The organism is Micromonospora sp. PRAS1 (genome assembly GCF_059553435.1).
In genome coordinates this window covers 99,321-112,984 of sequence record NZ_JCANNB010000021.1, presented here as the reverse complement: position 1 = coordinate 112,984, position 13,664 = coordinate 99,321, and the positions used below count along the sequence as shown (strand labels likewise).

At 69.9% G+C, this 13,664-nt stretch carries 14 protein-coding genes; 2 read left to right on the top strand and 12 right to left on the bottom strand.

The features are described 5' to 3' along the window. Positions 1-79 precede the first annotated feature (79 nt). From AC507J_RS20375 to AC507J_RS20330, 10 genes are all read right to left on the bottom strand, one after another. Positions 80-1,732 carry a glycoside hydrolase family 13 protein gene (locus tag AC507J_RS20375; RefSeq protein WP_496290761.1) on the bottom strand — a complete coding sequence of 551 codons (1,653 nt, stop codon included), beginning with the start codon at positions 1,730-1,732 and terminating at the stop codon, positions 80-82. A 41-nt stretch (positions 1,733-1,773) separates the two neighbouring features. Further along, positions 1,774-2,826: a LacI family DNA-binding transcriptional regulator gene (locus AC507J_RS20370; protein ID WP_496290760.1), complete on the bottom strand. Its 1,053-nt coding sequence runs from the start codon at positions 2,824-2,826 to the stop codon at positions 1,774-1,776. A gap of 57 nt (positions 2,827-2,883) precedes the next feature. Next, positions 2,884-3,849: a carbohydrate ABC transporter permease gene (locus AC507J_RS20365; RefSeq protein WP_496290748.1), complete on the bottom strand. Its 966-nt coding sequence runs from the start codon at positions 3,847-3,849 to the stop codon at positions 2,884-2,886. A gap of 1 nt (position 3,850) precedes the next feature. Then, positions 3,851-4,903, bottom strand: coding sequence for a carbohydrate ABC transporter permease (locus tag AC507J_RS20360; protein ID WP_496290747.1), 1,053 nt, complete (start codon positions 4,901-4,903; stop codon positions 3,851-3,853). A 64-nt stretch (positions 4,904-4,967) separates the two neighbouring features. Beyond that, positions 4,968-6,320 carry an ABC transporter substrate-binding protein gene (locus tag AC507J_RS20355; RefSeq protein ID WP_496290746.1) on the bottom strand — a complete coding sequence of 451 codons (1,353 nt, stop codon included), beginning with the start codon at positions 6,318-6,320 and terminating at the stop codon, positions 4,968-4,970. Between the two features lie 282 nt (positions 6,321-6,602). Continuing rightward, the gene (locus AC507J_RS20350; protein ID WP_496290745.1) at positions 6,603-7,103 is read right to left on the bottom strand and encodes a TspO/MBR family protein; all 501 of its coding nucleotides are present in this window, start codon (positions 7,101-7,103) and stop codon (positions 6,603-6,605) included. Positions 7,104-7,329: 226 nt separating this feature from the next. Then, positions 7,330-7,473 (bottom strand): GPGG-motif small membrane protein, encoded by a 144-nt coding sequence (locus AC507J_RS20345; protein WP_018786997.1) that lies wholly within the window; start codon positions 7,471-7,473, stop codon positions 7,330-7,332. Next, positions 7,464-8,240 carry a metallophosphoesterase family protein gene (locus AC507J_RS20340; RefSeq protein ID WP_496290744.1) on the bottom strand — a complete coding sequence of 259 codons (777 nt, stop codon included), beginning with the start codon at positions 8,238-8,240 and terminating at the stop codon, positions 7,464-7,466. Before AC507J_RS20340 ends, AC507J_RS20345 begins: the two co-directional genes overlap by 10 nt. A 10-nt stretch (positions 8,241-8,250) precedes the next feature. Beyond that, positions 8,251-8,526 (bottom strand): hypothetical protein, encoded by a 276-nt coding sequence (locus AC507J_RS20335; protein ID WP_496290743.1) that lies wholly within the window; start codon positions 8,524-8,526, stop codon positions 8,251-8,253. Further along, the gene (locus tag AC507J_RS20330; RefSeq protein WP_496290742.1) at positions 8,523-9,161 is read right to left on the bottom strand and encodes a nucleotidyltransferase family protein; all 639 of its coding nucleotides are present in this window, start codon (positions 9,159-9,161) and stop codon (positions 8,523-8,525) included. The genes AC507J_RS20335 and AC507J_RS20330 overlap by 4 nt, the downstream gene beginning before the upstream one ends. Before the next feature lie 101 nt (positions 9,162-9,262). On the opposite strand from AC507J_RS20330, the gene AC507J_RS20325 reads away from it, so the two are divergent. Next, complete coding sequence (locus AC507J_RS20325) at positions 9,263-10,036, top strand: dTMP kinase (RefSeq protein WP_496290741.1); 774 nt, start codon at positions 9,263-9,265, stop codon at positions 10,034-10,036. Between the two features lie 39 nt (positions 10,037-10,075). On the opposite strand, the gene AC507J_RS20320 is transcribed toward AC507J_RS20325, so the two are convergent. Next, a complete protein-coding gene (locus tag AC507J_RS20320; protein WP_496290740.1) occupies positions 10,076-10,771 on the bottom strand; it encodes an SDR family NAD(P)-dependent oxidoreductase in 696 nt (231 codons plus the stop codon). A 453-nt stretch (positions 10,772-11,224) separates the two neighbouring features. On the opposite strand from AC507J_RS20320, the gene AC507J_RS20315 reads away from it, so the two are divergent. Then, entirely contained in the window at positions 11,225-12,226 is a 1,002-nt protein-coding gene (locus AC507J_RS20315; protein ID WP_496290739.1) for a sigma-70 family RNA polymerase sigma factor, read from the top strand. Positions 12,227-12,292: 66 nt separating this feature from the next. On the opposite strand, the gene AC507J_RS20310 is transcribed toward AC507J_RS20315, so the two are convergent. After that, positions 12,293-13,264, bottom strand: coding sequence for a C40 family peptidase (locus AC507J_RS20310; protein WP_496290738.1), 972 nt, complete (start codon positions 13,262-13,264; stop codon positions 12,293-12,295). Positions 13,265-13,664: the final 400 nt, after the last annotated feature.

Sequence of the window (13,664 nt, the reverse complement as noted above, 5' to 3'; positions counted from 1 at the left end):
CACGACACGACGTCGAACCCGGGCGCGTTGTTAATAGGGGGCCCTTCCTATACCTGAGGCGTTAAAAGGGGGCCCTTCCTTACACCTCGACCCAGACGGTGACGTCGGTGGGGACGTGGCCGGACTCGTCGAGCGGGCCGCTGCTGTGCAGCAGCTCGCCGGCGGGGGCCGGGACGGCGGTCGGGCCGAAGTTGGTAAGTACGACCAGGTTGCCGTTGCGGAACGACAGCACCTCGTCGCCGGAGGCGAGCCATTCCAGGGTGCCCCGACCCAGCCCGTGCTCGCGCCGCAGACGCAGCGCCGTCCGGTACATCTCGTACGTCGAGCCGGGCACTCCGCGCTGGCGGTCCAGCGCGTACTCGGCCCAGATGGGTGGCTGCGGCAGCCAGCTGGCGTCGGTCGGCCCGAAGCCGTACGACGGGGCGTCGGCCTCCCACGGGATCGGCACCCGGCAGCCGTCCCGGCCCCGCTGGGTGTGGCCGCTGCGCTCCCAGGTGGGGTCCTGGCGGGCCTCGTCGGGCAGGGTGGTGTGCTCCGGCAGACCGAGTTCCTCACCCTGGTAGAGGTAGGCCGAGCCGGGTAGGGCGAGCATCAGCAGGGTGGCCGCCCGGGCACGGCGCAGGCCGGTCGCCGGGTCCGGCTGCTCGTCGCCGACGCCGATGCCGTTGGGGCGGGCGGTGCCGATCGGCAGCCCCAACCGGGAGGCGTGCCGCACCACGTCATGGTTGGACAGCACCCAGGTGGTGGGGGCGCCGACCGCGTCGGTGGCCTCCAGCGACCGGGTGATCACCGCGTACTGGGCCGGGGCCGTCCATGAGGCGAGCAGGTACTCGAAGTTGAACGCCTGGTGCATCTCGTCCGGGCGGACGTACCGGGCCAGCCGCTCGGCCGGTTCCACCCAGGCCTCGGCCACCAGGATCCGCCCGCCGGGGTAGCCGTCCAGCAGCCGCCGCCACTCCCGGTAGATCTCGTGTACGCCGTCCTGGTCCCACATCGGCGGGCGCGGCTTGTCCACCTCCTGCCCGGAGAGGATCTCCTGCGGCTCCTTCCAGTCGGCCAGGTCGGCCTGCTTGACCAGACCGTGCGCCACGTCGACCCGGAAGCCGTCCACGCCCCGGTCCAACCAGAACCGCAGCACGTCCAGGAACTCCGTCCGCACCTCGGGGTTGTCCCAGTTCAGGTCGGGCTGCGCGGGGTCGAAGAGGTGCAGGTACCACTGTCCGTCGGCGACCTGGGTCCAGGCGGGCCCGCCGAAGACGCTCTGCCAGTCGTTGGGCGGCTCGGCACCCGCCGGCCCCCGGCCGTCGCGGAAGATGTAGCGCTGTCGCTCGGCGCTGCCCGGCTCGGCGGCCAGCGCGGCCTGGAACCACCGGTGGGCGCTGGAGGTGTGGTTGGGCACCAGGTCGACGATGATCCGCAGGCCACGGGCCCGGGCCTCGGCGATCAGCTTGTCGGCGTCGGCGAGGGTGCCGAACAGCGGTTCGACGTCCCGGTAGTCGGCCACGTCGTAGCCGGCGTCGGCCTGTGGTGACGGGTAGAACGGGGAGAGCCAGATCGCGTCGACTCCCAGCTCCGCCAGGTGGTCGAGCCGGGAGGTGATGCCCGGCAGGTCACCGATGCCGTCGCCGCCGGAGTCGGCGAATGAGCGTGGGTAGATCTGGTAGATCACCGCCTCGGTCCACCAGCCGGTGGCGAGGGCGGTCTGCTCCTGGTGCGTCGCGATGTCGTTCAGGGCGTACTCCCGTGGTCGAGCAGGCGCTTGCTGGTTGGGGTTCAGTGTGCCCGCGGGGGCGCGGTCGATTCACGCACGACAAGCCGAGTGGGCAGGATCACCGGCGTAGCCGTAGTGATCATGCCGGTCTTGCCGGTCTTGCCGGTCTCGCCGGTCCGCCGGGCGAGCGGGTCCAGCAGCATCTTCGCGGCGAGCCGGCCCTGCTCCTCCGCCGGCTGCGCGATGGTGCTCAGGCCGAGCACGCCGGAGAGGGCGTGGTCGTCGATCCCGATCACGCTGACGTCCTCCGGTACCCGCAGACCGGCGTCGCGCAGCGCGGTAAGCGCGCCCATCGCCATCTCGTCACAGGCGGCGAAGATGGCCGTCGGCGGGTCGCCGCGGCGCAGCAGTTCCTCGGTGGCCCGGGTGCCGCCGACGATGTCGAAGCTGGACTCCACGTCGAGACCCGGGTCCGGCCGCAGCCCGGCCGCGCGCAACGCCTCCTGATAGCCGCGCCGCCGGTCCAGGTGCGCGGTGAAGGCCAGTTCGTCGTCGGGGTCACCGGAGATGTGCGCGATCCGCCGGTGGCCCAGGTCGAGCAGGTGCCGGGTGGCGGTCCGCGCCGCGGCCACGTCGTCGATGCGTACGCAGGGCCAGCCGGGCATCTGGGTGCCGGAGCTGATGGTGACTCCGGGCAGGTCGAGCGCGGTCAGGGCGCTCACCTCGGCCGCGCGCAGCGGGGTGGCGACCAGCATGATCGCGTCCACCCGCTTGTGCAGGGCGGCGGTGCGCAGCACCCGCTGCCGGTTCTGCTCCCGCCCGCCGAGGTTGTGCAGCAGCAGGTCGTAGCCGGCTTCGTGGAGGAAGTCCTCGACGGACTCGACGACGACACCGAAGAACCATCGGGTGATCCGGGGGACCACCACGGCGACGCTACCGGTCCGGCCGCCGGCCAGCCGGGACGCGCTCGGCGACACGGCGTACTGCAACTGTTCGGCGGCTGCCAGCACCCGACGGCGGGTGGCCGCCGAGACCGTCGGCAGTCCGCGTAGCGCCCGGGAGACGGTGGCCGTGGAGACTCCGGCCAGCCGGGCGACGTCGTCGATCCTCGTCACGCTAACCCCGCTCATGTCGTCGTGGTGCCGCCGCCTCGGCGGCGGCACCACGACGGATCAGCCCTTGACGCTGCCGGCGAGCAGCCCACGAACGAAGTAGCGCTGCAACGACAGGAACACGATCAGCGGTACGACGATCGAGACGAACGCTCCGGCGGTCAACCGTTGCCACTCGTTGCCCCGGGTGCCGGCCAGTTCGGCCAGGCGCACGGTGAGTGGCGCGGTGACGTCGCTGCCACCGGCGAAGATGAGCGCGACCAGCAGGTCGTTCCAGACCCAGAGGAACTGGAAGATGCCGAGCGCGGCCAGGGCCGGCGCGACCAGGGGCAGCACGATGGTGCGGAAGATCTTGGGGTGGCTGGCCCCGTCGACCCGCGCCGCCTCCATCAGGTCCCTGGGTAGCTGCGACATGAAGTTGTGCAGCAGGAACACGGCGAACGGCAGGGCGAAGCAGGTGTGCGCGAACCACACCTGGGCGAAGTTCTGCGCGCCGTCGAGGTTCCAGGCGGGCATCAGGGTGACGCCGCCAAGGCTGACTCCACGCGAGAAGAAGCTCAGCAGCGGCACCAGGGCCATCTGCAACGGCACGATCTGGAGCGCGAAGATGCCGATGTAGACCCAGTCGCGGCCCCGGAAGTTCATCCAGGCCAGCGCGTACGCGGCCAGGGACGCGAACGCGATCGGGAAGAGCACCGACGGCACGGTGATCACGATCGAGTTGATGAAGTAGCCGGCGAGCTGCCCGGACGAGGCGGACTGCCCGAACAGCACGTCCTGGTAGTTCTCCAGGGTGAACTGCGGGTCGCTGAAAAAGTTCCACCAACCGGTGGTCTTGATCTGCTCCTCGGGTCGGAACGAGGAGACGAGCAGGCCGAAGGTCGGGATGGTCCAGACGACCGCGATCACGATGGCGGCCACTGTGGCGATGCGACTGTTCAGCCGTCCGCGTACCCGCGCGGCCCGGGTGGACCGCTTGTTGGTGTCCTGCGTGCCGATGGTGGCCGGGGGAGTGGTGGTGGTCATCTCAGCTCTCCCGTCGCTGCTGACGCAGGTTCCGGATCTGGAAGATCACGATGGGGATCACCAGGACGAAGAGGAAGACCGCAAGCGCGGAACCCTGCCCGTTCTGGCCGTAGCGGAACGCCTGGTTGTACATCTCGTTCGCGATCACGCTGGTGTCGTAGTTGCCGTTGGTCGTGGTGCGGACGATGTCGAAGACCTTCAGCGTGGCGATCGAGATGGTGACCACCACCACGATCAGCGCGGGTCGGATGCTGGGCAGGGTGATCTGCCAGAACATCTGCCACGGGGTGACGCCGTCGAGGCGGGCCGCCTCGACGATATCGGCCGGGATGGCCTTGATCGCCGCGGAGAGCACCACCATCGCGAAACCGGCCTGGATCCACACCATGATCACGATGAGCAGCAGGGTGTTCAGTGGCGAGTCGAGCAGCCACTGCCGGGGTTCGCCGCCGAGGCTGACCACGATCTGGTTGAGCAGACCGATCTGCTCCTGGTCCTCGCCCCGGTAGGCGTAGACGAACCGCCAGATGATGGCGGCGCCGACGAACGAGATCGCCATCGGCATGAAGATCAGTGACTTCGCCACCACCTCCAGCCGGGCCTTGTCGACGAGCACGGCGTAGAGCAGGCCCATGGTGGTGGCCACCAGCGGGACCAGGATCACCCAGACCAGCGTGTTGAGCAGCACCCGCTCGATCGCGTCCTCGGCGAACATCCACCGGTAGTTGTCCAGGCCGACGAAGTTCTGGCTGCTGCCGTCCATGAACGACAGCAGGATGGTCCGGATCGCCGGGACGACCAGGCCGATCAGGAGCAGCAGCACCGTCGGCAGCAGGAAGAAGAGCGCGAAGAGTCCCTCCCGGGGCTTGGTCCGCGCGGGCAGCGGAGCACCGCTGGCGGACGCCGCGACGAGTTGCGCCTCGCGGCGCCGGGCGAAGAACGCCGGTACCGCGTCGAGCAGAACGAGCAGGCCGCCGACCACCACCGCGAAGCCGATTAGCCCCCACAGCAGCATCATGAATTTCGGGGCCTGGTCGGCGAAGTCGAAGTTCATCAACCCTCCCAGGGGATGGAGCCGGTGGGCCGGCCCGCGCTCGCGGACCGGCCCACCACTGGACTCACTTCCAGCTGCCCTCGATGCCCTGAAGCACGGTGGCGGTGTCCTTGCCGTTGATCCACTCGACCATGCCCTTCCAGAAGGTGCCCTGGCCGACGGCCGCGGGCATCAGGTCGGAACCGTCGAAGCGGAAGACCGAGCTGTCGTCCTGGAGGATCTCCACCGAGAGCTTGTCGATCGGGTTGGCGACGTTGGCCAGGTCGAGCTTGTTGTTCGCCGACACCCAGTCGCCGATCTTCGCGCGGCTGTTGGCGTACTCACCGGAGGCGAGGTACGTCTGCACCGCCTGAACCTCGGGGCGGTCGTTGAACGCCGCCACGAACTCGCCGCCGCCCAGCACCGGCTTGCCCTTGGCCGGGTCGATGGCCGGGAAGTAGAAGGCGAAGACGTCACCGTCCTCCGCCACCTTGGTGCCCGACGGCCACTGGTTGGCGTAGAACGAGGCCTGCCGGTGCAGCGCGCACTTGCCCTGCGTGATCGGCACGCCGGCCTCCTGGAAGGCGGTGGTCGCGATGCTGCGAACCCCGCCGAAGCCGCCGTTCACGTACTTCTCGTTCTTCAGGATGGTGCCGGCGCGGTCCAGCGCCTCGGCGACCCGAGGGTCGTTGAACGGGATCTCGTGCGTCGTCCACTGGTCGTAGACCTCGGGAGTCTGCGTGCGCAGCATCAGGTCTTCGATCCAGTCGGTGGCCGGCCAGCCGGTGGCCTCGCCGGACTCGATGCCGGCGCACCACGGCTTGGTGCCGCTGTCCGCGATGGTGTCGCTGAGCTTGATCAGCTCGTCCCAGGTGGTCGGGACGGTCCAGTTGTTCTCCTGGAACATCTTCGGCGAGTACCAGACGAACGACTTCACGTTCGACCCGAGCGGTGCGCCGTAGAAGGTGCCGTCGACGGTGCTGTACTTCAGCCAGTCGGCCGGGTAGTTCTCCTCGGCCATCGCCTTGGTGTCTGCGCTGGCCGGCTTCAGCTGGCCGCGCTCGGCGAACCGCTGGATCAGGCCCGGCTGCGGGATGAAGGCGATGTCCGGGGCGTTGCCGCCGTCGGCGCGTACGGGCAGCTGGGCCTCGAACTCGCCACTGCCTTCGTGGTTGATGTCGATCCCGGTGCACTCCTCGAACTGCTTCCAGGACTCGTCGAGGCGGTCGGCCTCGATGTCCCGGATCGACGAGTAGATGCTGACCTTCTTGCCGTCGTGACCCTGGTACTTCTCGTATGGCGCGCACTCTGCGGAACCGGCGTTGTTGTTGCCGCTGTTGTTGTCGCTGCTTCCGGTGCCGCAGGCGGCAGCGCTGAGTGCCAGCCCGATCGCGCCGGCGATCGCGAGGGCTTGGCGGGGCCTGGCGTGAAACGCCATGCCGTCCTCCTTCCTATCCGGCGCTGGCCGAGGGTCGCTTCCAGTGACCTGGCGCCGGTCCGATGGGCGTTTTCACATGTAAGCGCTTGCATCGGATGCGGTCCAGCCCTGGACGGACACGACCGAGTAACAATCCAGAAACCTGCTCAGGAGCGGCTGGGTGCGCTCCCACCAGCGCGAAAAGGTTTCGTCGATGCACTGGACGACGCCTCCGACAAGGGGCGTCGATGCATCAATCAAGGCCGGGACGGCGACCGGAAGGGCAGCGGAGCGGGCCGCAACTCAGCTGTTCAACCGCCAGACGGCGAAGTTGAGCGCGGCGGCGAAGGTGACCCAGGCCCAGTAGGGCAGCATCAGCACCGCCGCCGGGCGGCTGGCCCGCCAGAACAACAGGACGGTCGCGCCGATTGCCAGCCAGAGCAGGACGATCTCGGCGAAGGCCAGCCCGTAGCGACCGGCAGCGAAGAAGAGCGGGGTCCAGGCGGCGTTGAGGACGAGTTGGACCACCCAGGCGACCAGCGCCGGGCCGAATCCCACCCGGCGCCAGGCCAGCCAGCCGGCCAGCGCGATCGTCACGTAGAGGATGGTCCAGACCGGCCCGAAGAGCCAGGACGGCGGCGCCCAGGCGGGCTGCTCGATGCTTGCGTACTCGGCCGAGGAGCCCGTGGCGGCCAGGTTGCCGACGGCGGCGGCGGCGAGAACCGCAGCCGCGAATCCGGCAAGTGCCCACCACCGTCGGGCCGTACCGGTGGGCTGCCGGGTGTGCTCCGCAGTCGTCCGCATAGGCTCAGGTTCTCCACCGGCGGGGACGGCAAACCTGCCCGCCGAACCGGGTGTCCCGCGCCTGACGCGGCGGCGTCCCGACGCGGCCGGGCGGCGATCGACCAGCCGGCGCCAGACGACAAACACGCCGAGGTCGCCGCGTCCGGTGGCTCCTGTCGGGAGGACGGAGTTCCGGTCGCGACGACCCCGGCGGGTCCGGTTTGCCGCGGCGCCCTGCGCCGCCGCATCAACTGAAGATGCTGACCCCACCCGGGCCGACCAACAGCCCGACCACGATGAGGACGATGCCCCAGAGAATCTGCCGGCGGAACAGCGCGAGGATGCCGGCAACCACCAGTACGACTGCGAGAATCCAGAGAATCAGCTCCATGGTTGCTGAATACCCCCCGCCCCGATCCCGGAAACCTGTGGCTGATCAAGGTGATCACCCAGGTGGAAGATGCTGTACGCCTGCTTGATCACCGGGTGCGCGACGTTTCGCACCCGGACGCCACCGGGCGTGGTGCCCCGCTCCGAGCCGTGATGTGCGTGCCCGTGCAGGGCCAGCGCGGTCGGCGCGGAGTCGATCGCCTGGCCCAACTGGTAGCAGCCCAGGAACGGGTAGATCTCCAACGGCTCACCGGCGAGGGTGTCCGGCACGGGGGAGTAGTGGGTCAGCGCCACCAGCAGGTCGCAGTCCAGCGAGCGCAACGCCTCGCCCAGCCGGTCGGCGCTCTCGGTCGTGGTGCGGACGAACGCCTTCATCTCCGGCTCGCCGAAGTCGCTGGCGCAGCGCCCGGCGAAGCCGCCGCCGAAGCCCTTGACCCCGGCCACCCCGAGCCGGCCGCCGGGGCAGTCCAGCACCACGCCGTTGCCCTCCAGCACCGTGATGCCGGCCTCCTCCAGCGCCCCGATCACCTGCGGCACCTGGTCACACTGGTGGTCGTGGTTGCCCAGCACGGCGATCACCGGTACGCCCAGCCCGCCGAACTCCTGCGCCACGCACCGTGCCTCGGCCTCGGTGCCGTGCCGGGTCAGGTCGCCGGCGAGCAGCAGCACGTCGGCGTTGCCGGGCAGCTCCTCCAGGGCCGGCCGGAACCGGCCGACCACGTCCTCGTCCAGATGCACGTCGCCCACGGCGGCGATCCGGATAACCATCGAACCTCCCTCAGGGCAGTTGCTCGATCTCCGTGGGCGCCTGCTTGCGGATCACTCCGATGTCGCTGGTGATCGGCACGTCGGGAAAACGTTCGGAGACCCGACGCAGGATCTCGTCCCGCCGGTGTGCGCTCTCCACCTCGCCGTACAGCACGAGGGCGCGCTCCGTGCGGACCACGGTGATTCCCTGTTCGGCGACGGCCGGATCCTCGGTGAGCAGCCGATGGATCTCCGCCTCGACGTACTCGTCGGGTGGCCCGGGTCCGAGGTTGTGCTGGGTGGTCACGGTAATCCCCTCCCGTCGGCCGTGCCCGGTTGCGGCACGACGTCCAGCCTGTCCAGCAGCACCAGGAACGCCTCCGCGTACGGCGAGTGCTGCGTCTCCTTGCGTACCCGTTCCCAGTCGATCTGCTCCCGCAGCGACCGGGCCAGCGGCAGCCCCCGCGCGAAGTCGCAGTAGTGCTGGGAGAAGCTGAGCAGCTTGTGCACCATCAGTTGGGTAGCCGACAGCACCGGCATGTGGATGGCGTCGACCGGGCGGATCACCGTGTCGGTGAAGGTCTCCTCGGTCACCGGCGTCTCGATCGGCCGGTGGATCAGGTCCACCATCCGGCCGCCGTCGTAGACCTTGACCAGCCAGTCCTCCGGCGGTCGCTCGGCGGTGAAACCGGCCGCCACCAGCGCCTCCAGCGCGGCTTCCACGTCCGGCTCCCGGATCAGGAAGTCGACGTCGTGCTCGCTGGAGTGGCCGCCGTGGGCGTAGACGGCGAAACTGCCGCCGAGCGCGAACGGGATGTCGGCCTGCTTGAACACGGCGGCGACCTTCTTCAGGGTGTGCAGGAGAGTCTCGTCTTCGCGCTCGGCCATCTCGCCTCTCCCGTCGACTCGGCACCGGGTGGATGGCGGATCGGTACCCGGCATTCCGGTTGTCCACACCTGTGCGGCTTGCGGAAGGGCGCGAAGGGTACGGAACCGGGATCAACCACACAGGGGGCGGGCGCGGGTCGGATAACCTGTCGAGAGTGGCCAGATCACTAAGAGTCAGGCGACCGGTGTGGCTGGCCCGGGCAGCCGCTGAAGGCCGCCGGCCCCGACTCCGTACGGTGGCGCTGATCGGCATCGACGGATCGGGCAAGACCACGCAGGCGTACCAACTGGCCGCGACGCTCACCGCAGCCGGGCATCCCGCCACCTACCACCGCAACGCCGGTGGGCGACGCTGGTTGGGTCGAGTCGCGCACCGGCTGGGCCGCCCCGACGCCCAGGCGTTGCTCGGCCGGGGTGGCCTGCTCGCGCTGGAGTCCCTGCTGCGTTGGCTGGCCATCGCGATCGCCCTGCTCGGCGGCCTGCTGACCGGCCGGGTGGCGGTGATGGACCGCTACGCCGCCTGCCAGTACGCCAGCCTCCGAGCGCACGGCGGGCAGGGTTGGGAGCGGCTGATCCGGGCCATGTACCGCCTCTTCCCGCCCCCACAGGTGACATTCCTGCTCGCGGTCGATCCAGCCGAGGCGTACCGCCGGATCGAGCGGCGCGGCACCGACCACGAGAGCCTCGGGTACCTCACGGCCGCCGACCTCGCCTACCGCACCCTGCCCGAGTACCCCACGTTCGTGGTGGTGGACGCGGGGCGGCCGGCGCCGGAGGTGGCCCGGGAGATCGAGGGACACCTGACCGGCTGGCTGGCCGCCGGTGACGGTCCAGCCGGCCGCAGCCCGGATCCGGGCGACATCCGGCTCGCCTCCCCGCTACCCGGCCTGATCCTGGCCCAGGCCGGGCCCTGGACCTGCGTGCTCTGAGCCTTTTCGGTCGACCCCACGCCGCCGCCCGGGCCCGGGTCAGGCCCGGCCGTAGACCGGCACGGCGGCGCCGCTGGTCGGCGCGGACTCGTCCGAGGCCAGGAAGCGGATCACCGACGCGATCTCGGCCGGGTCGACCCAGCGTGAGTGGTCGGCGTCGGGCATCGCGGCCCGGTTGCCCGGGGTGTCGATGACGCTCGGCAGCACGGTGTTGCAGCGCACTCCGGCCGCCTTGTACTCCACTGCCACGGCGGAGGCGAAGGCGAGCACCGCGGCCTTCGCGGTCACGTAGCCGGCGACGCCCGGGAAGGGACTGAGCGCAGCGCGGGCCGCTACGCAGACCACCGCGCCGCCACCGGCGGCGACCAGGTGCGGCAGCGCCGCCCGGGTGACCAGATGGGTGGGACGCAGGTTGAGGGTGAGCATCCGGTCGAACTCCTCGACCGGCGTCTCGTGCACCAGACCGGTGCTGGCGTACCCGCCGACCAGGTTGACCACGGCACGCAGCGGCGCCGCCGGGTCACCGGCGGCCACCTCGGCGACCCGCGCCACGTCGGTCGCCTCGGTGAGATCCGCGACCAGCCGGACCGGCGCGTTGGCACCCGGGTCCGGCGTCGGGCCGGGCGGTCGGCGCTGCGGTGCGACCACCCGCCAACCCGCTGCGACGAACACGGCGGTGACCGCCGTGCCGAGCCCGCCCGTGCCCCCGGTGACCAGCACACTGCGATCCGCCATGGGCCCACGCTAGTCGCGGCGTCCGGTCGGCCCGGAGCCCGGGTACGGGTGCCAGCTCAGCATTCTGCTCGAAAGCGGGCATAGGACCGGGCCACCGATTGTTCATCAGGGCGTGGGGTAATACCACCGGCGTGGATGAACCAACCGGTCCGCGTACGCGTATCTGGCAGTGACCAGGATCGCAGCACTGCGGTGACCCGGGTCGCTGTGCCCGTGGCCAGGCAGTGTTGCCATGGACCGGGACGGTCGGCGATACGTCGATCCGTCGACCTCACGGGGGTGCCTGTCAGCCAGTGGCGGGCAGGGTGCTGACAGCAAACATGGACCGTGCTCTCAGCTGATTATCAGGCATTCGTGACACTTTCGACCCATGACATGGAATCCCCGACACGTCTCATCTGTTGTGTAGGTGTCAGCACCGGTGGGCACAGCGGAGGTTACGGGGGAGGGCTGATGAGCGTGGAGACGGCAAGGAACCGGGCAACCGGCGCGAGCGAGGGGACCGTGGGCAACGTGGACAAGAACATCGGATTGCGAACTGATGAGGTCGCCGAGGAGCGGGACCTCGTCGGAGTCTACCTGCACGAGATCTCCCGGACGCCACTGCTGGATGCCGCCAAGGAGGTCGATCTCTCCAAGGCCATCGAGGCGGGCCTCTACGCCGAGCACCTGCTCAGCGAGGACCGCGTGCCCGCCAGCGCCACCCGGGAGGAACTGGGCTGGCTGGTGGCCGAGGGTGAGCGGGCCAAGGACCTGTTCATCCGGGCCAACCTGCGGCTGGTCGTGTCGATCGCCCGGCGCTACGTCCGCTCGGGCATGCCCATGCTGGACCTGATCCAGGAGGGCAACACCGGTCTGGTCCGGGCGGTGGAGAAGTTCGACTACGAGCGTGGCTACAAGTTCTCCACCTACGCGACCTGGTGGATCCGACAGGCGATCAGCCGGGCCATCGCCCAGCAGGAGCGCACCGTGCGGCTGCCGGTGCACCTGGTGGAGGACGTCAACCGGATGCGGAACGTGGCCCGTCAGCTCACCCGCGAGCTGGGCAGCGACCCGGAGCCGGAGCAGATCGCGGCGGCCCTCGGGGTCACCGTCGAGCGGGTCAACGAGCTGGTCCGCTGGTCGCAGGACACCGTGTCGCTGGACACGCCGGTCGGCGACGACGGCGACACCAACCTCGGTGACCTGGTCGCCGACAGCGACGCGCCGTCGCCGGAGGAGATCGTGCTCACCGGCCTGGAGCGGCAGCGGATCGAGGGTCTGCTCAACCACCTCGACGACCGCTCCGCCGGCATCATGCGGGCCCGCTACGGCCTCGAGGACGGTCGGGAGCACTCGCTGACCGAGGTGGCTTCGCGGTTCTCGCTGTCCCGGGAGCGGATCCGGCAGCTGGAGATCCAGGCGCTGGGCCGGCTCCGGGAGTTGGCTCGCGCGGAGGGCCTACAGGCGGCCTGACCTGGTAGTAATGACGACGAACGGCCGGCGTCCGATAGGGGGACGCCGGCCGTTCGCGGCATCACCTCAGCGGACCCGGCCGTAGCCGTACGGGGGCAACAGGTCCACGCTCCGCTTCTCCACGTTGCGGCCGAAGGTCGGCGCGTGGATGACCTGCCCACCGCCGACGTAGATCGCCACGTGCCCGAGACTGCGATAGAAGACGAGGTCACCGGGGCGTAGCTGGCTGCGGCTGATGTGCGACACCACGCCCCACTGCATCTTCGTGTTGTGCGGCAGCTGCTTGCCCGCAGCCCGCCAGGCGGCCGAGGTCAGCCCGGAGCAGTCGTAGCCGTTCGGCCCGTCCTGACCCCAGGCGTACGGCTTGCCCAGCGCACCGTAGGCGTACCGGACGGCGGCACCCGCCTTGCCGGAGACGGCGGGTGCGTCATCGGCGCTGTTCGAGCGGCTGGCCGGGCGCTCGGTGGCCCGGCCGTACGCCTGCCGCCGCAGCTCGTAGAGCTTGGCCAGGTCACGTTCGATCCGCTGCTTCGTGGTGCTCAGTTCCTTGGAGCGCGCCGCCTGCTGGCTGAGCGTCACGTCGAGCCGGGTCTTCTGGTCGAGCAGCCGCTGCTGGTCGGCGGTGTAGCCAGCGATGCTGGCCTGGCGCTGCCGGGTCAGGTGGTCAAGCGTGCCGAGCCGGTCGAGCACTGACGCCGGGTCGTCGGCGTGCATCAGTGCGTTCATGGCGCTCAGGTTGCCGGTCTTGTACGCGGTGGCGGCCATCTCGCTCACGTCCGCCCGGCTCTGCGCGGCCTGCTGTTCCAGCGGGCCGACCTGCTCCTGCAGCCGGCGCACGGCGGCCTGGTTCTCCTTGATCTTCTCGCGTAGCTCGTTGTGGGCCTCCACCACCCGTTCCAACTCGGCGGAGGACTTCTCGATCCGCCGGGTCAGCTCGGCGGGCGAAGGCTCGGCCCGGGCCACCGTGGCGGGCGCCAGCAGGGCCAGCGTGAAGGCGGCGACCGTCAGGGCACGCAGCGTGCGTATCAGGGGCGACAAGAGCGGGTTGCTCCTCTCCCAGGCCGTCGCGGGCTGCTGAGGCGCTGCGGACGGCACCGACCCGGTGCCGTCCGGATGGACGGCGGCCGACCGGGCCGACCCGCCCAAGGTAGTACGGGGCAGGTGTCATCCGCAGGGAAAGGCGGGACCGGTGGTGACCCTGAGACGAAACTCATTCGCTTACGACCGGATAGTGTCGTGTGGGGGAAATGTTCGGATGGTCGCTCTCGGCGTATGACGCCGGGTGGCTGACCGTCATAACCGACAAGCCGGACTTGGTGTCCGTGATCCCCCCGGCCTGACCCACGAGAAGCGCCGATGACCACCGGAAACGGCCCGGCGCAGCTGGCGAACGCGGCACACAATGAATCGCACGGTCGCAATTCCCGCCAGCCTGCTA